Origin of the sequence: Prauserella alba (genome assembly GCF_024171735.1) — a bacterium.
Lineage (GTDB): Bacteria > Actinomycetota > Actinomycetes > Mycobacteriales > Pseudonocardiaceae > Prauserella > Prauserella alba.
The window spans coordinates 652,637-671,358 of sequence record NZ_JAMTCH010000004.1 but is presented as its reverse complement, the minus strand read 5'-3'; the positions used below and the strand labels follow the sequence as shown (position 1 = coordinate 671,358).

Genomic DNA, 18,722 nt, shown 5'->3' with positions numbered 1-18,722 from the left:
TACTTCGGAAGTAGTTGGAGTCGGCCCCGCTTTGCGGCAGGCTGACCGGTATGACGCACGTCGAGGAGATTTCGGTCGGCAGACTGGTGCGGGAATGGCGGGAGCGACGGTGCCGCTCCCAGCTCGACGTAGCCGTTGCCGCCGACCTCTCGGCGCGTCACCTCAGCTTCGTCGAGACGGGCCGGTCGCGGCCGAGCCCGGACGTGATCGAACGCCTCTGCGAGGAGTTGGAGGTTCCCTTGCGGGAACGAAATCGGCTTCATCTCGCGGCCGGCTTCGCCCCGCCCCACCCGGAACGGCCGCTCGCCGACATCGGTGAAGCCGGCGCCGCCGTGGAGGCGCTCCTCGCCGGGCACGAGCCGTACCCCGCCATGGTTGTGAACGTGCGCTGGGAACTGCTCGCCGGAAATCGGCCGGCGTGGGCCGCCTTCGGTGACGTGGCGCCGTCCCTCCTGGAGCCGCCGGTCAACGTCCTGCGCAGCACGCTGCATCCCGACGGCTTGGCGCGCCAGCTGGGGAACTACAGCCAGTGGCGAAGCCACGTCCTGCGCCGCGTCAGGCGGCAACTCGACCGGACGGCCGCTCCCGGACTGGCCGAGCTGCTCGCCGAGCTCGCCGCCTACCCCGTTCCCGCCGACAACGACGTCGTACTCGGTGAACCCGGTGATCCGGTCATCCCGATGCTGTTGCGGACGGCCCATGGTCCGATGCGACTGCTCTACACCCTCACCGTCTTCGGGGCGGCTCGGGACGTGACCACGGACGAGATCGCCGTCGAGTCGTTCTTCCCCGCCGATGCGGTGAGCAGGAAGTTGCTTCACGAGCTGGCTGCCGACGCCGCTGCTGACACCGCGGCCGACGCCGCCTCGCCGGGGAGTACGTCCCGGTGACCGGAGGCGCCGGGGTCGACCGGGCGGGCCGTTCGCGGGGATCGCCGGTTGCGGTCCGGGTGCTGCGGGCCTACGTTCGGCTGGAACCGATTGCGACCGGTAATCGGTCGTGAGGGTGATGACGTGTGGGGACACTGAGCTACACCGCGACCGTCTCGATCGACGGGTACGCCGCCGACGCGGACGGCGACTTCCAGTGGTCGGCGCCGAGCGACGAGGCGTTCCAGTTCCATGTGGACCGCATGGCCGCGGTGTCGACCGAGGTGCTGGGGCGCAACACGTACCTGCTGATGCGGTATTGGGAGTCCGCTCCGGAGGACGGTTCGTGGGGTGCGGCCGAGCACGAGTTCTCCCGGCGATGGTGCGGCATCGAGCGCGTCGTCGTTTCCTCGACGTTGACACGGGACGACGTCGCGTCCGAACGGGTTCGGCTGGTGCCCGAGCTCGGGCTCGCCGAGCTGGAGAAGATCGTCGCCGAGGCTCGGGGCGAGGTCGAGATCTTCGGGCCGACGACGGCGAGCGCGGCGATCCGTGCCGGCATGGTGCAGGACTTCCGGTTCTTCGTGGTTCCCAAGGCGGTCGGCGGAGGTCTCAGAGCGCTACCGGACGCGGTGGATCTCGACGTGCGTCTGGTCGAGCACCACATCTTCGGCAACGGCACCGCATACCTCCACTACCGGCAACGCTGACCGGACGGGACGTCGACGCGGGCGCCGATGCGTCATGCGGAAGCCGGGGCTCGGGAGGTCGCCGTCCGCAGTGCGAAGAACGCGAGAAGCCCGCCCGCGGTGAACCGCTGGGCCGTCATGAGCCGGGGCCGCGTGGAGACGAAACCCGCGATGTGTGCCGCGGCGAGCACGACCAGGCCGTTCACGGCGACGCCCACCGCGATCTGGACACTGCCGAGCTGCAACAGCTGCGCCCACGCGGGGCCCGCCGCCGGATCGAGGAACTGCGGTAGCAGCGCGGCGTACAACAACGCGATCTTGGGGTTGAGCAGGTTCGTCAGCAGTCCCATCGAGAACAGCCGAGCCTTCGAATCCGGTTCCATGGCGACATCCGTCGAGAAAGGTGAACTGCCACCGGGCTTGAGGATGTTCCAGGCGAGGTAGGCAAGGTACGCGGCGCCGGCGAACTTGACCGTGGTGTAGGCGATCGGCACGGCGGCGAACAGGGCCGACAATCCCGCCGCGGTGGCCAGCAGATAGCACACGAACCCGACAGCGGTTCCGCCCAAACTGATCATGCCGGCGCCGCGGCCCTGGGTGACCGACCGAGAGGCGAGGTAGATCATGTTCGGCCCGGGCGTCAAAGCCATGCCCAGTTCGAGCAGGGCGACTGCACCGAATGCGCTCCATGAGATCACCTGTACGCCTCCTGCGTCTTGGATCGCGTCGTGGGCGCTCGCGGCACCACTGGTCAGGACCATTGTCCCGGGCGGGCGAGCGTGCGAGGGACGCAGCGCCATCCCGCTGACCGGCGTCACCCGAGCTTCGAGCCCCGGTCCGGCTTCGCCCGGAATCGGGTGACAGGACCCCTCGCCTCGGTAGGATCTTCGCCATGTCGGTGTTCTGGGGTGTGCTGGCGGTGATCGGGGCGATCCTGGTGCTCGTCATCGGTGCAGGGGTGGTTGCGTTCGTCCTCGCCAGGATGCGGCTGCGCAGCCGGCTGAACCGGCAGCAGGAGGAGAGCTCGGAGTTCCCTGCCTGGGCGAGCGAGCACGGCTACGAGTACGCCGAGGAGTTTCCGGATTCCGAGGCCGAGCGGACTCGCGGCATGGGTGCGTTGATGCCGTTTCGGGACTTCGTGTTGTCCCGAGCGCATCATGTCTTCTACGACACGGAGAGCGAGAAGGCGCGGTTCGTCTTCCAGCTGACCGTCTACAGCGATCCGCACGACGGCGCGCCGCCGAGAGGCGCGCTGACCGTCGCCGTTGCCGAGGTGCCCGCGAGGAAACCGCCGCATGCCGACGACGTCCACGTGCAAACGAAGAACCGCCGGGAACCGAGCATCCACGCACACGGCCGGTGGGTGACGAGCTATGTCGGCGGCCCGCTCACGTTCGCGTCGATGGACACCGTCACCACCGGCCTCGCGCGGTACCTCGACACCGTGTGAGGTGCCGCGGCGTGGGCGAACAGCACGACCGCGCCGCTATCCGAGGGCGAGTTCGTCGACCACCTCGGCGACCGCGGTCCGTTGCGCGTCGTCGAGCCCCTGGATGGGCAGCGGCAGGCACCGGTGCGGGGCGAGGCCGAGGTGTTCGGCGACGGCGGCGACCACGCGCAGACTGCCGCCGCACTCCGCGAACAGTTCCCACAGCGGTGCGAGCCGGTCGGATTCCGCGGCCGCGTCCGCGGCCCGCCCCTCCTGGGCGGCGCGGGTGATCGTCAACGCCGGTGACGGCAATGTGCCTCCGACAACCGAGTACCAGGCGTCGCAGCCCGCGTTCAGTCCGGTCGCGGCGAAGGCGTCCCCGGAGACGCCGATCGTCACGTGCTCGCCGACGGCCGCCCGGATCGCGGCGACCCGGTCACGGGCCTGGGCCGGGTCCGCGGGCACGCCCGGGATCTTGATCGACGCGATCCCCGGCAGCTGGGCGATGCGGGCGTAGAGATCGACGGTGAAGCCGAACCGCGTGGTGCCGGGGTTGTCGTAGACGATGACCGGCAACTCGGTGTGCTCGGTGACGGTGCGGAAGAGTTCGAACACGTCGTCGTCGGTGAGCGGCTGGTAGGTCATCGGCGCCAGCAGGATCCCCGCCGCGCCGGCGGTTTCCGCACCCTCGACGTGCGCGAGGACCCGGGACGTCCGCAGGTCGCCGACTCCGACGAACACGGGGACACCGTCGGCGTGCTCGACGGCGAGGCGGGCGACGCGGGCGCGCTCGGCCCCGGTCAGATAGGCGTACGAGCCGGTCGACCCCAACGCGGTGACCGAATCCACGCCCGCGTCCACGAGCCGTTCGACCAGCCCGGCCAGCGCCGCCTCGTCGACGGCGTCGTCCCGGAGGCGAGTGTCGTCCCGCAGGGGAGTGAGGGGGAACGCGCTGAGGCCGGTGAACAGCCCGGCTGCGCCGGGTCGTTGCCGCAGGTCGGTCATACCGTCTCCCTCGTCGTTGCACCGATCAGCCTGCGAGTGATGCCCACCCGGTCGCCGAGCTGTCCCACCGCGTCGGCCAGTTCGTCGGCCGCCGACGTGAGTGCGTCGTCGGTCATGGGCGCGAGCGCGTCGACGATGAACAGCGCCGACGTGGTGGCGTCGGTGAGCCCGGTGCGGCGGCCCTGCCGCCAGTTCCACCGGCGGCACGTCACGCCCGACCCGTCACGCCACACGACCTCACCGGGCTGCGGGTGTTCGATCACGGTCTCACCGCCGGCGGCTGTGTCGAACGGCTCGTCTCCGGTCGCCCTGACCAGCCGTGCCGGGCCGTCGTAGGCGTGGAGGTCCTCGCCGCCGAGCGGAACCTGGTGCAGCACGGAAACGGCGTTGTAGATGTCGGTGAGTGCGTTCACCCGTGGCAGGCTCTTCTCGGCGCGGCGGGTGAGCGCTTCCAGACTGTTGCGGGTGCGCTGCGGCTTGGCTCCGAACGCGCGGTAGGCCTCGCGCCAGGCTGCGATGTGCGGCAGCTCGTCGACCGGCGAGTTCGCCAGCAGCGTGCGGGCGTGCGCCTCGGCGGCGGCGATCAACCCGTCGGCGGCACCGTCATCGGCATCCGGTGCGAGACCGTCGACGACGAGCAGCACGGCGCGATAGTCCGGTCGCAGCTCGAACACGTCCGGCTCGACGCTGCAGGCGGCCAGGAACGCGTCGGGGGTCATGGGTTCAGGCATCGGGTGTCTCCGTTCTGTGCGTCGTTCCCACACCCGGTTCGAAGACCGTCAGCGAGAAGCGCGCGGGCTCGTCGTGCGGGTTCGCGTAGGAATGCCGCATGTCGCCGTGAAAGGTCAGTGCGTCCCCGGTACCGACCTCGTGGTCCTGCCCGTCGACCTCGACCGTGATCGCACCCTCCTGAACATGCAGCAGTTCGCGCGTTCCGGCGGCGTGCGCCTCGCTCTCGTGCCGTTCGCCGGCGGCGAGGGTCCATTCCCACAGTTCGACCACGTCGGGCGGGTGCGTGCCTGCCACCAGGATGCCGCGGCCGCCCGAGTCGCCCGTCCACAGCACGGCACCGTCGCCGGCCCTGGTGAGCTTCGTCGTGCGGGAGACGGGTGGTTCGACGAGGGAGGGAAGTCCGACACTGAGCGCCTGCGACAGTCGCAGCAGCGTGCCCACGCTCGGGTTCGCCGTTCCGTGTTCGACGTTCACGACCATGCGCCTGCTCACCCCGGCATGTGTGGCGAGCTGGTCGAGTGTCCACTCGCGGGCACGCCGCTCCTGTTTCACCCGCGCGCCGATCGCACGTGCGAGTGTCTCTGCGTCCTCGTCCACGGAGTGCATCATAGTGCACTGTTCGGGTAGTCTTGCGAGAGAGGTGCGGGCTCGTGGTGGAGTGTCGCGGCCGCTCAGGAGGTGGTGGGGTCTTGCGGTCGCCGCGCCCTGAGTTGCTCGGCCAGGATGTCGCCGTGCCCCGCATGGCGGGCGAACTCGGCGATCATGTGCCCGTAGATGAAACGCAGATCCACGGGGCCGCGGTGCCACGGAAACTGCTCGTCGAGGTCGCGGCCCGCCGTCACGGTGCGGGAGTGTGCGCACGCTTCCAGGAACGACCGGCGGACGGACTCGATCGTGTCGCCGGGAGTGAGAACGAAACTGTCGTCGACGCTGTCCGGCAGTCCCAACTCGGCCCGGGGGACGCCGGCCACTCGCGAGTGGAACCAGATTCGTTCCACGAAGACGGCGTGCTTGACCAGTCCGAGGGGAGTGGTCAGCGACGGCACCAGTCGTGCCCGCGCCTCATGTTCGTCGAGATCGGCCAGGATGCCCAGGATCTGCTCGCGCTGACTGTCGAGTCTCGCCTCGAGCTGCGTGCGTTCGTTCGCGACGTGGATCTCCATGGTGAGACCCTGGCACGGATCGCCCGCCCGCGTGGCGGGAGTCTCGGACCGTGGCCGCGTGGACGGCGATCGGATCGGGCAAGGAAGATCGGGCGGGCGGACGCGGCGGTTCGTGAGAATCAATCACGAAGGGAGCAGTCGTGATCGAGATTCTGAATCGCCTCGTCTCCGCGGTGGAGGACCAGCTCGGCGAGGACCTCGACGTGGCCGCGTTCGCCGGTCGGTCGGGCACCACGGAGTACCACCTTCGCCGCATGTTCTCGTCACTGGCCGGAATGCCGGTGTCGGAGTACGTGCGGCGTCGGCGGATGACTGTCGCGGCGGCGGATGTGGTCGGCGGGGAGGACCTGCTGACGATCGCGGTCCGGTACGGCTACGGGTCGACGGAGGCCTTCGGGCGTGCGTTCCGTGCCGTCCACGGCGCCGGTCCTGCCGAGGTTCGCCGCGACGGCGGCCCCCTTCGCAGCCAATCGCAACTCAGGTTCCGCCTGACCGTCGAAGGGAGCACCGCCATGGATGCCCGCATCGTCGAACGACCCGATCTCCGCCTCATCGGACACGCGGCCCGTGTCCCGCTGATCCACGAGGGCGTGAATCCGCACATCCAGCACCACATCGAGTCGCTTCCCGTCACCGAGCACGAACGCCTCAAGCAGCTCGGCAGCACCGACCCGGCGGGATTGCTGCAGGTGAGTGCCGACCTCGACCCGGACTACACGGAGGGCAGCGAACTGACGTACCTCCACGGCGTGGCCGTCGCCGCCGAGACACCCGTCCCGGAGGACCTCGACGCGATCGAGGTGCAGGCCGGCACGTGGGCGGTGTTCCGCACCGCGGGCGAGCATCCGAAGGCGCTGCAGGACGGGTTCGCGGCGACGGCGACGGAGTGGTTCCCCGCCAACCCGTGGCGGCTCCGCCCCGGCCCTTCGATCGTGTCCGTACTCGAACGGGCAGCCGATTTCAGCACCGCGACGTGCGAGATCTGGCTACCCGTCGAACGGGACTGACCCGGTCCGACGGGTAAGTGGCCTGCCGGACCCGCCGGACGTAGGCTGCGCTGGTGGCCACCGTCGTCCAGGTCAACCTCGTCGTCGCCGACCTCGAGCGCAGTCGGGCGTTCTACGAGCGGCTCGGGTTCGCGTTCCGCGGCCGGAACCGTGCCGGTGCAGGCCCGGCGGAGGCGTGGGTGTCGACGAACGCCGGTGTCACGATGGTGCTGCATTCGACGGGTTTCGCCGCATGGTGGGACGAGAGCGCGCCGCAGCCGTCGGCCGGCGGTCCGCAGGTCGACGTCGAGCTCGAATCGCGCGAACGGCTCGACGAACTCGTCGGCGAGCTGGAACGCGACGGGGCGATCGTCGTCAAGCGGCCGGCCGACATGTCGTGGGGACAACGGTTCGCGATCGTGCGTGATCCCGACGGGCACCGGGTCGGGCTCAAGGCTTCGCTGTGACGGCACCGCGCGGGTGGTGCCGGGCCGACGCGTACGGTCACGGCCGAGATCGACGGAGGGCCGCGCCGTTTGGGGTGTCAGGGGGCGGCGGGCACGCCCGTGCATCTCGGAGGCGGTCGTGAAGATCCGCAAGCGTGACACGGCGTCGTTCGTCAGCCGCCTCCTGTGCGAGTGATCAACGGACGTCGCTTTCGGAGCCCGAACGCCCCCGCGGCCATCGACGCCGCTCCGGCGATACCGGCGACTGCGGCGGTCAGCGCAGCGCCCGCGAATCCCAACATGCTGGACATGGCGCCGAAGGCGAACGGTGCGACGGTGGCGCCCGCGTATATACCGACTTGGACGGTGTGCCCCGCATTCTCGGCTCGGCCCGGGACCAGCCGTAACGTGGCGGCCAACAGTAGTCCGGTCCAGCCCCAACCCGCTGAGAACGCCAGTATCGCGCCGAAGACGAACGTCACCGGGTTTCCGATTGCGATCAGTGCGAGCCCGAATGCCCCGGCGAGCATCATTGCGGTGATCACCGCCGGGTTGCGGTGTGGCGCCCGGTCGGTGAGTGCCCCTGTGGTGAGCCGTACGGCGATGGCGAGGACCGCGCTCAGCGCGAGGAGGTTACCGACGACGGCCGTAGCTACCCCGGAGTGGGTGCCGAGTTGAACGAAGTACGAGGCGACGGCGTTGTTGCCGGTTGCGGACAGGGCGGCGGCCACTGCCCAGAGCACCAACACCCGCCCGACGTTCGGCCGGACGTCGTCGACGTTCTCCGCTTGTACCGGACCTCGGTGGTCCTGGGTCCTGGTCAACGACGAGAGTGTGGCGGGGAGCAGTGCGACCACACCAGCGATCAACATCGCGGCCCGCCATCCGAACGGCTGCAGGACGAGCGCCACGAGCAGGCCGGGGACGAGAGTGGCGGCGCCGAGTGCAGCGCCGACCAGCCCTGCGGCGAGCGAACGGCGGTGCTCCGGAACTCGCGTCGCGATCAGGCGACCCGCAGCCGGCTGGACCACTCCGTTGGTGAAGCCTCCCAGCACCATCACCGCGATCAGTATCGCGAAGCTGGTCGTCTGCGACATCGTGAGCATGACCGCCGACGCGACGAGGCTGGCCGTGGCCAGTACCGCGGAGACGGGCAGTCTCGCGGCGAGGCGCTTGGTGGCAGGCGATCCCAGTGCGGTGGCTGCATAGAAGGCGCTCATCGCCAGCCCGAGGGCAGTGCGGGAGATGTGCAGGTCGGACTGGATCGACGGAGCGAGGGCACCGACGGCAAAGCCGGGCATCACTGTCACGGTTGCGGTGAGCGCGACGGTGACCGTTGCCGGCCAGTGCCCGGCGGCCGGCTCCACGAGAGATTTCTGCGCTGTCGCCATGGTGATCGTCGACGGCGGTTCAGTCGGTTACCGGACGCCAGGCGGGCCCGTCGCCGTCGAGATGAACCTCGCCGAACACCACGTCGGCGAAATGGACGCCGAATCCGATCGTGCGGGGTTCGGCCAGTTCGGCCACCATGCGGCGGCGGACGTCGGCGGACAGGCCGTGGTCGTGATCGGACGCGGCAGACCATTCGGGATGGTCGACCTGGATCGGTGAGTGCAGGACGTCACCGAAGGCGATCAGCCGTTGCCCGTTCGCGGTGATGACGTAGGCCGTGTGCCCGGCGGTGTGGCCGGGCGTGACCATGACGTGCACGTCGGGGAAGATCTCCTCGCCGTCGGCCACGGTCCGCACCCGCGGGTGCAGGGCATCGAGAATCTCCCCGGTCGTGCCGTGCGCTTCGACCAGATGACGCTGTGACCACTCGCGCTCGGCCACCAAGTACTCGGCACCGGTGAACACGCCGGGGGTGGGTTGCCACGCCCAACCGAGGTGGTCGATGTGCAGATGAGTGAAGGCGACCGCCTCGATCTCCTCGGGCTTGCGGCTTAGTGTCGCCAGGTTGTCCAGCATGGTGCCGCCGTGGATGGCACCGTGCGGGTTGCCGGGCTGCGCCGGCAACGACCGGGGGCCGAAACCGGCGTCGATCAGCAGCGCGCGGTCGCCGCGCTCTACCAGCAACCCGCCGATGCTGCCGACCAAGTTGCCGGACTCGTCGAGGTATTCGGGATGCGCAGCCCACACCTCATCGGTGGTGTCGGGAAGCCAGCCACGTGGGGTGAGCTGCACCGACCCGTCCGGCACGTAGGTCACCTTCGTCTCGCCCAGCCGCAGTGACCGCATGCTCGCAGGTCGCCGGAGTCGGCCGGGGTGGCTCGACACGGAGTTCGTCATGATTCGGGTCCCTTCGGTGACATGGGCCGTCGCCGACCTCGGACAACAGCAGGGACGAGCGTAAGGTTATCACTTAAAACTTTCAAGTTATAAATATGCTGACTTCACACGTTTTGCTAGGCTGTGGTCATGACGACGCCGGAACCGCAGGTCACCGCGGAGCGGGAGCTGTGCGGACTGGTGAACGAACTGTCCCGCCAGATCAGCGAGCATGTCCGGGAACGCGCGGCCAAACTGGAGCTGACCGCAGCGCAGGCGACCGCGTTGCGGGAGATGACGGGGCCGATGACCCTGAGTGAGCTGGCCGAACGGATGAGCTGCGAGCCGTCCAACGCGACTTATGTCATCGACAGGCTGCAGAAGCAGGGCCTGATCGAACGCCGCCCGCACCCCACCGACCGCCGCGCGAAGCAACTGGTTCTCACTGCGGAAGGCATCGCGCTCCGGGAGCGGCTCATCGAACTTCTCGTCGAGGAGTCACCGCTGGCAGGGCTGACGCGGGAGCAGCAGAACGTCCTGCACGAGCTGCTCGACCAGGCGGTCACCCAGCGGTGAACTGATCGTGCACTTGCGACGGAGCGCGACCGGACCGGCAGTGGCGAACCGCTGGACAGCCACCCGGTTGGCGAGTCCAGGCAGCTGCAGGCGAGGTCGCGTGACGTCACGAGTCCGGCGGATCGCCCCCGGCCGGGGGCTGGGCGCGTTCGGCGGCGCGGTCCCGCCACAGGGACAGTGTCAGCGACACGCACAGTCCGATGAGGATCACGGCGAACGGTGCCGCGGCGACGACGGCCGAACCCTGCAGCGTCGTCACGCCACGTCCCAGCAGCAGGACGGCGGCGAACGCGGCCGCGAACGACCACATCAGCCGCAGCGGTCTCGGCGGTTTCATGCTCCCGTCCGACGTGGTGCTGCCGAGCATGAACGACGCCGAGTCCGCCGAGGTGATGAACAGCAGCGCCAGCACGGGCACGAGCAGGACGAACGCCAACGTCGCGCCGGGCAGACTGCCCAGCACCTCGACCGTCGCGACGGCCTTGGTGTTGCCCGCGACGTGCGAGACGTCCACGGCGCCGGTCTGTTCCCGTTGCAACGCGGTGCCGCCGAAGACGGAGAACCAGACGACGCTCACCCCGCTCGGCACCAGCACCACCCCGGCGACGATGCTGCGAATCGTGCGGCCGCGGGAGATCCGGGCGATGAACGTGCCGACGAACGGGGCCCAGCCGATCCACCATGCCCAGAAGAAAAAGACCCACTCCTGGTTCCAGGTGTCCCCCGCGGCACCCTCCGCGGCGACGCTCATGGGCAGGAAGCTGCCGGCGTAATCGCGGAGCCCGGTGCCGAAGGTCCCGAAGATGTGCGCCGTCGGCCCGAGAATCAGCACGAATCCGAGCAGTACCCCGCACAACGCGATGTTGACCAGGCTCAGCACACGGATGCCACGGCCGAGACCCGTCATGGCCGAGATGGTGCTGACGGTCATCAGCCCGGCGATGATCGCGATCTTGACGCCGTACGACTCGGGCGCGTCCAGCACGTGGCTCAGACCGGCATTGAGTTCGCGGGTGCCGAGCCCGAGGGACGTCGCGACCCCGAACAGGATCGCGAACACGGCCAGGATGTCGACGGCCTTGCCGATCGGGCCGTCGGCCTTGCTGCCCAGCAGTGGCCGCAGGGCTGCGCTCACCAGCAGCTTGCGGCCGTGCCGGAAGCTGGAGTAGCCGACGGCGATGCCGACGACCGCGTAGATCGCCCAGGCGTGCAGCCCCCAGAACAGGAACGAGTACCGCACACCGACGGCGGCGGCCTCGGCCGACCCGGGCGCAGCCGTGCCGCCGGGCGGATCGGCCAGGTGGATCAGCGGCTCGGCGGTGCCCCAGAACAGAAAACTCAGCCCGACACCGGCGCTCAGCAGCATCGCGATCCACGACATCCAGCCGAACTCCGGTCGCGTGTCGGCGGTCCCGAGCCGCATCCGGCCGACCGGCGTCAGCGCGAGCGCGGCAACGAAAAGCAGCAGCACCAGGACCGTGACCGGATAGGCCGGGCCGAACGTGTCGACCACCAGTTGCCGCGTCGCTTCGAGAACGTCGGCCACGCGCGACGGCACCGCGAAGCCGACGACGATGAACGCCACGGATGCGACGAGCGACACGTAGAAGACCGGTCCCAGCCGCGGGTTGTCGGCCGCGGCGCCGGGTTGTCGGCCGCCCATGTCAGCCGAGTGTAAAGTCTCGCGGCCTCGCGAGCTGCCGTTTCGGTGACGCGGACCGTGTGGCCGTCGTCCTGTTGGAGCCGATCCGCCGCAACCATCCCCGTGTCGAGGGGGACGAATCGCCGGGCGACAGGCGGTCAGGGCCGCCCGGCGTGGGCGGCCCTGACCCGTACGGAGCGCAGCACGGCTTCGCGGGCCGCTGTTCGCGCGTCCTCGTGGAAGTCGGGTGCCGTGCACAGGTACAACGTGCGCCCGTCCGCACCGCCGAGCATGCACGCGAACACGCCGGTGCCGGGCCGGATCTCGTCGACGATCTCACCGCCCCGGCGCACGCGGATGGCACGGTTGCCCGTGGCATCGGCTATCCACAGGGCACCGTCGGAGTCCAGGCAGCAACCGTCCGCGGCGACGACGACCTGCGACAGCGCCTTCTCGATCTCCTGCTCCGTGGGCGGTTCACCGAACGCGGCCCACGTCCTGCGGTTCGTGAGGGTGCCGCCGGCGGCGATGTCGAACGCCGTCACCCGGTTGCCCATGGTTTCGCACACCAGGAGCGTGCCGTCGTCGGTGATGACGCTGCCGTTGGGGAACAGCACGTCCTCGGCCGCCTTCGTGACCGTCCCGTCCGGATCGACCCGCAGCAGGTTCGTCGGCCGCGTCGGCGCGCCGCCCATGAGGTCGAAGCCGAAGTCGCCGACGAACGCGCGGCCGTGATCGTCGACGACGAGGTCGTTGAGATGCCCGCCCACGTAGGGGGACAGGTCCGCGTGGCACACGAGCCGGCCGTCGGACTCGCGCCGCAGCAGGCGGGCGTCCCGCATCGAGACGACGAGCAGCCGGCCGTCGGGCAGCCAGCCGAGCCCGGACGGCTGCTGCGGGACCTCCGCCTCGACGCGCCGATCACTGCCGTCCTCGGCTGCGGAGTAGACGCGATGGGTGTAGAAGTCGGACACCCAGATCCGGCCGTCGTGCCAGCGAGGGCCCTCCAGGAACGACAGGTCGCTCATGACGGTCGTCAGGTCGTGGCTCATTGATTCCTCCCGGATGGGCCGGTGGCCCGGCGTAGCTGTCATTCGGTCGATTGCCGACACGGCCACGGTCACCCGCGGGCCGCGTCGAGGAACCGTTCCAGTTCGGACTGGACATCGGGGCCGCACGGCTGGAAGACGATCTCGCTGACGCCGCTGCTGCGCAGCGTGTCGAGCTTGCGGTGGACCTCGTCGCGGGTGCCGCTGAGGGTCACGTCGCGGAGGGTGGTGTGCCCGCCTGCGTCCCATGCCGCCCGGTCGGCCGGGTTCAACTCGACACAGTGTCCGGAGTGGACGGCAAGGTGTCGTTCGTCCTCCGGTGTGGCGGTCACGACGTCGAGCCATTCACCGCCGCCGGGCAGCGTCCGCACGGCGTCGGGACCACCGAACTCGTACGCGCCGTGCAGGGACAGTGCCCATCCGGGCCCTCCAGCGAGACGGGCGTGTTCCGAGTCGGGTCTTTCGTCGTCGTCCAGCACCGTGCCCCAGGCGAGATATGCGCTCCAGGAGTACTCGTTCACGAAGTCCGGAACCTGCAGCGTGGCGAAGAGTCCGTCGCCCATTTCGGCCGTGACCCCGTTGCCCTTCGGGCCGAGTGCTCCCACCAACACGGGAACGTCGACCGGTCGGGCTGGAGCATGCCCGTCCGGATGCAACATCTGCATGCGCGAACCCTCCCATTCGACGACCTCGCCGCGCAGCAGACCGCGGTAGGCGCGGATGTAGGCGGCCATGAACGACCACGGGACCGCCCGATATCCCATGGCCCGCCGGCCGGTGAAACCCGTGCCGAACGCGACGGCAACCCGGTCCGGGGCGAGCGCGCACAGTGTTGCGGTCGCGGAGGCATTGGCCATCGGATGGCGCAGGCTGGGAACGAGCACGCCCGGGCCGATCCCGATCCGCTCGGTGCGGGCGGCCGCGAGCGCCAGTGTCATCCAGACATCGGGGCTCTGCTGGGGTGTGTCGTACAGCCACGCTCTGTCGTAGCCGAGCCGCTCCGCCAGCACGATGTTGTCGGCCGAATCCAGCGCGGTCGGAAAAGCACAGGACACCTGCATTGGTGCCTCCCTCGGCGTCATCGCCTACTGGGTCGCATGTTCGACGGTTCGTCGCTGTGACCGTCGCAGTGGCACGGCCGCTCTCGTCGCGGTCGCCGTTGCCGTCGCCGTTGCCACCGTCGCCGGCGGGCATCGAGCACTCGGAAAGCCGGATACTGAGCGCTCATTCACCTACCGCGCCGATGCTACTGTGAACCACGTCATAGTCGCAAGGTGGCCTTGTCGAGGTGGTGGAGGAGGCCGAAGGCGCCTGAACACGACGGTGTCGGCACAAGACCGTGCCCGAGTACGGCGGGAGGGCGACGTGACGGAACGCGGAGACCGCACGGCGGCGGAACCCGGCAGGCAGCAGGGCGATCCGGGCGCCGAGTCGGCCCGGTTCTGGGGCCTCGAACGCAGTGAGCAGTCGCGCCGGTTGCTGACCTCGGGGGTGCACTGTTTCGCCGCGAGTGGATTCCACGCCACGACCACGCGCGACATCACCTCCGCCGTCGGCCTGTCACCCGGTGCGCTCTACGTCCACTTCTCGTCGAAGGAGCAACTCCTCTTCGAGATCATCCGCACCGGTCACGTGCGTTCTCTCGACACCGTGCGCGGCGCGGGCACCGGCGCGGACGCGGCAGCCCACCTGCGGGCGCTCGTGCGGCGGTTCGTCGTCTGGCACGCCGAGCACCACGTCGTCGGCCGCGTCAGCCAGTACGAACTCGGGGCCCTCTCGCTGCCGCACCACGAGGAGATTCTCGATCTGCGCAGGGCCACGACCAGCGTGTTCCACGATGCGGTCCGGCGTGGCATCGACGAGGCGACGTTCGCGAACGTCGACGTGCCCCGGGTCGTTCGCGCCGTCCTGTCCCTTGGTGTCGACCTGGTCCGCTGGTACCGACCCGGCGGCGACGATTCGCCCGAGCAGCTCGGTGAGTTCTACGCAGGCCTTGCCCTGGGAATGGTCACGAGTGCGGCCGAGGCGTATCCCCGCCCCGGGCCGCACGCCGCGGTGGGGACGCACCGCTCGACGCGGCCGGACAGGGCGTGAACCGTCGGTGGGCGCCGCTACGGTGAGCGGCAACCGCCGAGAACGGAGCGACCATGGCAGTGGAGATCACCGGTACGGACGCGTGTGGCAACTCGCCGAAGAACGTGTTCGTCGCACGGTTCGAAGAGCAGCTGGCACGCGGTGACACCGACGCGCTGGCCGCGGTTCTCGCGCCGGAGTGTGTGCTCGACGTCGTCGGTTCCGGTGGGGTGCGCACGGTCGAGGGGCGTGAAGCGGCCGCGGCCGCACTGGCCGAGATCGTGCCGAAGGGACTGACGGGTGCGCACGTCGAAGCCGCAGTCACGCACGGCAAGGCGGCCGCGGCCTGGGGGTCCTGGACACTGCGCGGAGAAATCGTGCAGTGGTCGCACGTGTTCTGGTTCCGCACCCTCAAGGCGCAGGACTTCGACCGCATCCGGGTCTTCGGCGGCTGAGCCGCTGGGAGTCCTCGGGCTGCGAACCTGCCCCTCCTCCGTTCGTCGGTAGTAGCAAAGTAGGGACTTTCGGGCTTTCCGGACCTGGTCCAGGTCGACTCACCTAGGTTCGCGATCAACGAGCACGGGCCGCCGACGCCGGCGGCCCGCGTCCGTTCGAGACATCGCTGCCGTCCCCTCCCGGAGGAAGAATGTCGACCGACCAGACCCCGAATCCCCCTCGCGGCTTTTCCCGTCGGCGCATGCTCGCCGTGACGGGTGGCACCGCCGCGGCCGCTGTCGTGGGCGTACCCGCGCTCTTCCGCGGTGGCCTCCCCGAGGCGGCGGCCTCCTCGGTACCGGAGTACCCCGGCGCCGACGACTGGGTGGCCGCCGGTTCCAACGCGCTGGGCGACACCCGTTCCAGCGTCAGTGCCGTGGTCATCCACACCACACAGGGCAGCTATCGCGGTGCGATCAACCACATGGCGGGCGAGAACGGCGTCGCCGCCCACTACGTGGTCCGGTCCTCCGACGGCCACATCACGCAGATGGTGCGGGAGAACCGCATCTCGTGGCACGGCAACGGTGCCAACGACTACTCGGTCGGCATCGAGCACGAAGGCTGGGTCTCCGAGCCCGGCCGGTTCTACACGGCGGAGATGTACCGCGAGTCGGCGAAGCTGGTGCAGCACCTGTGCTCGCGCTGGGGCATTCCGAAGGACCGGGACCACATCATCGCCCACTCCGAAGCTCCCGGTGCCACGCACACCGACCCGGGCCCCGGCTGGGACTGGGACTACTTCATGAAGCTCGTCCGCGGCGAGTGGGTGCCGGCCCAGCCGCCGGCGCCGTGGACCGTCGCGGATTCCGGGTACACGACCGTCTCGACGAACCGCACGGCCCCGCCCCAGACCGCGAAGACCGTGCAGCACCTGCTCAACGAGCACGGTGCGAGCCTGGAGGTCGACGGCATCTTCGGATCGGTTTCGGCCGCCGCGGTCAAGGATTTCCAGCGGGCGAACGGGCTACAGGTCGACGGCGTCGCCGGCCCCAATACGTTCGCCGAGCTCGTCGTGACCAGGAAGAACGGTCACAGCGGCGACGCGGCCGAGGCCGTCCAGGCCGGCCTGAACAAGTACGGTGCCCGCCTCCTGGAGGACGGCCAGTTCGGGCCGCTGACCGCCGAGGCCGTCAAGGAGTTCCAGACCGCCAACGGCCTGTACGTCGACGGGGTCGTCGGCCCGCAGACGTGGGAGTGGATCGCCTGACCGGCCGTCGCCGGCCGGCCCACCCCGGTCCGGTGCCGTTCCCGGGGTTTCCGCCCCGGGAACGGTGCCGGTACCGGCGGTGCCCGGTTCGCGGACGCCTGATTCGCGGATACCTGGTTCGCCGGACACCTGATTCGCCGGACGTCGCGGCGGGCTCGGCGCCCCGGTGGAATCAGGTGCGCGGCCGCCACCGCTTCCACACGGCGGTACCCGCGGCCCGCAGTTTGCCGCCGTGGTGGATCTCGCAGACGACGGTCATCTCCGGTTCGTCGATCGTCGTCAGTTCTGCGGTGATCTCCAGCGGTTCGTCCAGCGGGGTCGGCCTGCGGAACCTCACGTCGAGCCCCGCGGTGACGTAGGCCAGGTGCTCGCCCGGTGCGGGCTCCCAGCCGCGGCGGTCGGCCTCGAGCATGACGGCCGCCGCACCGTGGCAGTCGAGCACCGTGGAAATGATCCCGCCGTTGAGGTAGCCACCGCCGTTGTCGTGCCGCGGCCACGGCGTGAAGGTCGCGCGGACGACACCGTCGACCTCGTAGCTGCTCAGCCGAAGCCCGTCCGGGTTAGCGGGTCCGCAGCCGAAGCACTTCATGTCGGGGAACAGCAGCTGCTGGATGCTCGGGCCCCGGGTGTCGTCGGTGTTCGCGGTCTCGGTGCTCATGGCGCTCATCATGGTCGAGGTCTACCGTCGGCGGTGAGCCGGTCGCGACCGGCCTGCTGACGATGTGAGTCAGGAGACACCAGCATGCCCGAACCGAACAGGAACACCGAACCGAACACACAGCCGCCCGGCGGCGGGACCCGACCGGAACTCGACTGGTTGCCGGGGGCTGAGCGGAATCCAGGGCCGCAACGGAATCCGGGACCGCAGCGGAATCCGGGGGAGCGGCGACACGGCTCCGACCTGCCGCCCGACCACCCCGGCCCGCAGGAGCCGTACCCGCGTCGCCGCAAGCCCGAGGGCTCGGCCGACCAGTACCCGCACGAGACCCCGCAGCGCTACCCTGGCGACGGTGCCCACATCGAGGGTGTGCCGGACGCGCCGACGCGGCGCGCGCCGGGCGAGCGGTGACCGCGGTCGACCGGTTCGTCACGCTCACGGACCGGCTCGGCTGACACATCCGCAGCAGGGCCGGGACCGAGCGGACGGTTGTCACGGGTGCGGGTCGCCCGCCAGTGCCGCGAGGATGTGGACGTCCGCCCGCTCGCCGTCGGCGACGACGGCTTCGCGGCGCGTGCCCTCGAGGACGAAGCCGGCCGCCTCGTAGGCCTCCCGCGCGCGAACATGGCATGCCGCCACCTGCGTCTCCACGCGGTGCAAGCGGGCCCCGTCGAGTGCGTACTCGAGCAGTAGCCGGGCGGCTTCGTCACGGTGGCCGTCGCCGTAGGGGCCGAGCAGGCCCAGCCGGAGCCGGCAGGACGCGTTGTCCGGGTCGAGGTCGGCCAGCACCGCCTCGCCGATGAACGACCCGGTCCCCCGATCCACGACGGCAAGATCGACCCGGTCGCCGCGCTTGCCGCACGAGCCGTACCAGTGCTGGGCCGCCGCCAGATCGTCGAGTGCGGGCACCGCGGCGCCGCGCCCCGGGCACCACGTGAGTGCCTCTTCCCGCATCAGCGCGACCAGACCGGGAGCGTCGGCGGGTAGCGCGGGACGCAACTGCACCAGCTCGCCGGTGAGGACGGGCTTGTTGGCGAAGGCCGGTGGTGCCGTCATCGGGTCTGCGGTCGCCGGGCTCAGTGCGGTTGTGTCTGCCTGCGGTGGCCCTTGGCCGTGTAATACAGCACGGCGCCGGCCAGGCCGATGATCATCACGAACGCGGTGCTGCCGACGACCACCGCCTGCGTGAACGCGTCCCACGGATCGGCGACGGCCTGCCGCTTGTCCTCCTGGTCGGCCAGCGCGGGCGCCGCGCCCGCCAGTAGTGAGCCGAGCACGGTCAGGACCGACAGCGTCGCCGCGGCGGTCGCGCGCCGCAGTCGCCTACCGGGCCCACTCGCGGACACGGTGCGGAAATCGTTGGTACGTAAGGCGATTCGGCTCATGCGCACTCCCTCCTTCTGCTGTCGGATACCCGTGCAACGCCGCGTGA

General features: G+C 69.9%; 23 protein-coding genes. 10 read left to right on the top strand and 13 right to left on the bottom strand.

The window, feature by feature from the left end; genetic code table 11:
- Positions 1 to 50: 50 nt before the first annotated feature.
- Both LY12_RS11960 and LY12_RS11955 read left to right on the top strand, forming a co-directional pair.
- Positions 51 to 890 (top strand): helix-turn-helix domain-containing protein, encoded by an 840-nt coding sequence (locus tag LY12_RS11960; protein WP_253855991.1) that lies wholly within the window; start codon positions 51 to 53, stop codon positions 888 to 890.
- A gap of 125 nt (positions 891 to 1,015) precedes the next feature.
- Positions 1,016 to 1,579, top strand: a complete 564-nt coding sequence (locus LY12_RS11955) for a dihydrofolate reductase family protein (protein WP_253855989.1) — start codon at positions 1,016 to 1,018, stop codon at positions 1,577 to 1,579.
- A gap of 32 nt (positions 1,580 to 1,611) precedes the next feature.
- Here the strand turns inward: LY12_RS11955 and LY12_RS11950 are convergent, their stop codons facing one another.
- On the bottom strand, positions 1,612 to 2,256 hold the full coding sequence (locus tag LY12_RS11950) for a LysE family translocator (protein ID WP_253855988.1): 645 nt from the start codon (positions 2,254 to 2,256) through the stop codon (positions 1,612 to 1,614).
- Between the two features lie 194 nt (positions 2,257 to 2,450).
- Between LY12_RS11950 and LY12_RS11945 the strand changes: the two genes are divergently transcribed.
- Positions 2,451 to 3,008 (top strand): hypothetical protein, encoded by a 558-nt coding sequence (locus tag LY12_RS11945; RefSeq protein ID WP_253855986.1) that lies wholly within the window; start codon positions 2,451 to 2,453, stop codon positions 3,006 to 3,008.
- 36 nt (positions 3,009 to 3,044) lie between these two features.
- On the opposite strand, the gene LY12_RS11940 is transcribed toward LY12_RS11945, so the two are convergent.
- The 4 genes from LY12_RS11940 to LY12_RS11925 all read right to left on the bottom strand — a co-directional run bounded on the left by LY12_RS11940 (position 3,045) and on the right by LY12_RS11925 (position 5,887).
- Positions 3,045 to 3,992, bottom strand: coding sequence for a dihydrodipicolinate synthase family protein (locus tag LY12_RS11940; protein WP_253855984.1), 948 nt, complete (start codon positions 3,990 to 3,992; stop codon positions 3,045 to 3,047).
- Complete coding sequence (locus LY12_RS11935; protein WP_253855982.1) at positions 3,989 to 4,723, bottom strand: B3/B4 domain-containing protein; 735 nt, start codon at positions 4,721 to 4,723, stop codon at positions 3,989 to 3,991. Before LY12_RS11935 ends, LY12_RS11940 begins: the two co-directional genes overlap by 4 nt.
- Positions 4,716 to 5,321: a helix-turn-helix domain-containing protein gene (locus tag LY12_RS11930; RefSeq protein ID WP_253855980.1), complete on the bottom strand. Its 606-nt coding sequence runs from the start codon at positions 5,319 to 5,321 to the stop codon at positions 4,716 to 4,718. The genes LY12_RS11935 and LY12_RS11930 overlap by 8 nt, the downstream gene beginning before the upstream one ends.
- A 74-nt stretch (positions 5,322 to 5,395) precedes the next feature.
- Positions 5,396 to 5,887 carry a DinB family protein gene (locus LY12_RS11925; protein ID WP_253855978.1) on the bottom strand — a complete coding sequence of 164 codons (492 nt, stop codon included), beginning with the start codon at positions 5,885 to 5,887 and terminating at the stop codon, positions 5,396 to 5,398.
- A 140-nt stretch (positions 5,888 to 6,027) separates the two neighbouring features.
- On the opposite strand from LY12_RS11925, the gene LY12_RS11920 reads away from it, so the two are divergent.
- Together LY12_RS11920 and LY12_RS11915 are read left to right on the top strand one after the other, a co-directional pair.
- Complete coding sequence (locus LY12_RS11920; protein ID WP_253855976.1) at positions 6,028 to 6,894, top strand: AraC family transcriptional regulator; 867 nt, start codon at positions 6,028 to 6,030, stop codon at positions 6,892 to 6,894.
- A gap of 53 nt (positions 6,895 to 6,947) precedes the next feature.
- Complete coding sequence (locus tag LY12_RS11915; RefSeq protein WP_253855974.1) at positions 6,948 to 7,340, top strand: VOC family protein; 393 nt, start codon at positions 6,948 to 6,950, stop codon at positions 7,338 to 7,340.
- A gap of 152 nt (positions 7,341 to 7,492) precedes the next feature.
- On the opposite strand, the gene LY12_RS11910 is transcribed toward LY12_RS11915, so the two are convergent.
- Positions 7,493 to 8,710, bottom strand: a complete 1,218-nt coding sequence (locus tag LY12_RS11910) for an MFS transporter (RefSeq protein WP_301302487.1) — start codon at positions 8,708 to 8,710, stop codon at positions 7,493 to 7,495.
- A 19-nt stretch (positions 8,711 to 8,729) separates the two neighbouring features.
- Entirely contained in the window at positions 8,730 to 9,608 is an 879-nt protein-coding gene (locus LY12_RS11905; RefSeq protein WP_253855970.1) for an MBL fold metallo-hydrolase, read from the bottom strand.
- A gap of 129 nt (positions 9,609 to 9,737) precedes the next feature.
- On the opposite strand from LY12_RS11905, the gene LY12_RS11900 reads away from it, so the two are divergent.
- Complete coding sequence (locus tag LY12_RS11900) at positions 9,738 to 10,163, top strand: MarR family winged helix-turn-helix transcriptional regulator (protein WP_253855968.1); 426 nt, start codon at positions 9,738 to 9,740, stop codon at positions 10,161 to 10,163.
- A 106-nt stretch (positions 10,164 to 10,269) separates the two neighbouring features.
- Here the strand turns inward: LY12_RS11900 and LY12_RS11895 are convergent, their stop codons facing one another.
- From LY12_RS11895 to LY12_RS11885, 3 genes are all read right to left on the bottom strand, one after another.
- The gene (locus LY12_RS11895) at positions 10,270 to 11,826 is read right to left on the bottom strand and encodes a BCCT family transporter (RefSeq protein WP_253855967.1); all 1,557 of its coding nucleotides are present in this window, start codon (positions 11,824 to 11,826) and stop codon (positions 10,270 to 10,272) included.
- Between the two features lie 137 nt (positions 11,827 to 11,963).
- A complete protein-coding gene (locus LY12_RS11890; RefSeq protein WP_253855965.1) occupies positions 11,964 to 12,857 on the bottom strand; it encodes an SMP-30/gluconolactonase/LRE family protein in 894 nt (297 codons plus the stop codon).
- Between the two features lie 68 nt (positions 12,858 to 12,925).
- Entirely contained in the window at positions 12,926 to 13,915 is a 990-nt protein-coding gene (locus tag LY12_RS11885) for an LLM class flavin-dependent oxidoreductase (RefSeq protein ID WP_253855963.1), read from the bottom strand.
- Between the two features lie 304 nt (positions 13,916 to 14,219).
- On the opposite strand from LY12_RS11885, the gene LY12_RS11880 reads away from it, so the two are divergent.
- From LY12_RS11880 to LY12_RS11870, 3 genes are all read left to right on the top strand, one after another.
- Positions 14,220 to 14,948: a TetR/AcrR family transcriptional regulator gene (locus tag LY12_RS11880; RefSeq protein WP_253855961.1), complete on the top strand. Its 729-nt coding sequence runs from the start codon at positions 14,220 to 14,222 to the stop codon at positions 14,946 to 14,948.
- Positions 14,949 to 15,001: 53 nt separating this feature from the next.
- On the top strand, positions 15,002 to 15,382 hold the full coding sequence (locus LY12_RS11875; RefSeq protein ID WP_253855959.1) for a nuclear transport factor 2 family protein: 381 nt from the start codon (positions 15,002 to 15,004) through the stop codon (positions 15,380 to 15,382).
- Positions 15,383 to 15,573: 191 nt separating this feature from the next.
- On the top strand, positions 15,574 to 16,632 hold the full coding sequence (locus LY12_RS11870) for a peptidoglycan recognition protein family protein (RefSeq protein WP_301302485.1): 1,059 nt from the start codon (positions 15,574 to 15,576) through the stop codon (positions 16,630 to 16,632).
- 172 nt (positions 16,633 to 16,804) lie between these two features.
- On the opposite strand, the gene LY12_RS11860 is transcribed toward LY12_RS11870, so the two are convergent.
- Positions 16,805 to 17,290 (bottom strand): PaaI family thioesterase, encoded by a 486-nt coding sequence (locus LY12_RS11860; RefSeq protein WP_253855958.1) that lies wholly within the window; start codon positions 17,288 to 17,290, stop codon positions 16,805 to 16,807.
- An 84-nt stretch (positions 17,291 to 17,374) separates the two neighbouring features.
- On the opposite strand from LY12_RS11860, the gene LY12_RS11855 reads away from it, so the two are divergent.
- Entirely contained in the window at positions 17,375 to 17,701 is a 327-nt protein-coding gene (locus LY12_RS11855; RefSeq protein WP_253855957.1) for a hypothetical protein, read from the top strand.
- Positions 17,702 to 17,782: 81 nt separating this feature from the next.
- Here the strand turns inward: LY12_RS11855 and LY12_RS11850 are convergent, their stop codons facing one another.
- Positions 17,783 to 18,346, bottom strand: a complete 564-nt coding sequence (locus tag LY12_RS11850; protein WP_253855956.1) for a GNAT family N-acetyltransferase — start codon at positions 18,344 to 18,346, stop codon at positions 17,783 to 17,785.
- 20 nt (positions 18,347 to 18,366) lie between these two features.
- Positions 18,367 to 18,675, bottom strand: coding sequence for a hypothetical protein (locus LY12_RS11845; protein WP_253855955.1), 309 nt, complete (start codon positions 18,673 to 18,675; stop codon positions 18,367 to 18,369).
- Positions 18,676 to 18,722 lie beyond the last annotated feature (47 nt).

Excerpts from the sequence above, each read along its gene's own strand:
- LY12_RS11960 (WP_253855991.1), top strand. The coding sequence starts at position 51 with ATGACGCACGTCGAGGAGATTTCGGTCGGCAGACTGGTGCGGGAATGG.
- LY12_RS11945 (WP_253855986.1), top strand. The coding sequence starts at position 2,451 with ATGTCGGTGTTCTGGGGTGTGCTGGCGGTGATCGGGGCGATCCTGGTG.
- LY12_RS11940 (WP_253855984.1), bottom strand. The coding sequence starts at position 3,992 with ATGACCGACCTGCGGCAACGACCCGGCGCAGCCGGGCTGTTCACCGGC.
- LY12_RS11935 (WP_253855982.1), bottom strand. The coding sequence starts at position 4,723 with ATGCCTGAACCCATGACCCCCGACGCGTTCCTGGCCGCCTGCAGCGTC.
- LY12_RS11925 (WP_253855978.1), bottom strand. The coding sequence starts at position 5,887 with ATGGAGATCCACGTCGCGAACGAACGCACGCAGCTCGAGGCGAGACTC.
- LY12_RS11910 (WP_301302487.1), bottom strand. The coding sequence starts at position 8,710 with ATGGCGACAGCGCAGAAATCTCTCGTGGAGCCGGCCGCCGGGCACTGG.
- LY12_RS11905 (WP_253855970.1), bottom strand. The coding sequence starts at position 9,608 with ATGACGAACTCCGTGTCGAGCCACCCCGGCCGACTCCGGCGACCTGCG.
- LY12_RS11900 (WP_253855968.1), top strand. The coding sequence starts at position 9,738 with ATGACGACGCCGGAACCGCAGGTCACCGCGGAGCGGGAGCTGTGCGGA.
- LY12_RS11895 (WP_253855967.1), bottom strand. The coding sequence starts at position 11,826 with ATGGGCGGCCGACAACCCGGCGCCGCGGCCGACAACCCGCGGCTGGGA.
- LY12_RS11890 (WP_253855965.1), bottom strand. The coding sequence starts at position 12,857 with ATGAGCCACGACCTGACGACCGTCATGAGCGACCTGTCGTTCCTGGAG.
- LY12_RS11885 (WP_253855963.1), bottom strand. The coding sequence starts at position 13,915 with ATGCAGGTGTCCTGTGCTTTTCCGACCGCGCTGGATTCGGCCGACAAC.
- LY12_RS11875 (WP_253855959.1), top strand. The coding sequence starts at position 15,002 with ATGGCAGTGGAGATCACCGGTACGGACGCGTGTGGCAACTCGCCGAAG.
- LY12_RS11870 (WP_301302485.1), top strand. The coding sequence starts at position 15,574 with ATGTCGACCGACCAGACCCCGAATCCCCCTCGCGGCTTTTCCCGTCGG.
- LY12_RS11860 (WP_253855958.1), bottom strand. The coding sequence starts at position 17,290 with ATGAGCACCGAGACCGCGAACACCGACGACACCCGGGGCCCGAGCATC.
- LY12_RS11855 (WP_253855957.1), top strand. The coding sequence starts at position 17,375 with ATGCCCGAACCGAACAGGAACACCGAACCGAACACACAGCCGCCCGGC.
- LY12_RS11850 (WP_253855956.1), bottom strand. The coding sequence starts at position 18,346 with ATGACGGCACCACCGGCCTTCGCCAACAAGCCCGTCCTCACCGGCGAG.
- LY12_RS11845 (WP_253855955.1), bottom strand. The coding sequence starts at position 18,675 with ATGAGCCGAATCGCCTTACGTACCAACGATTTCCGCACCGTGTCCGCG.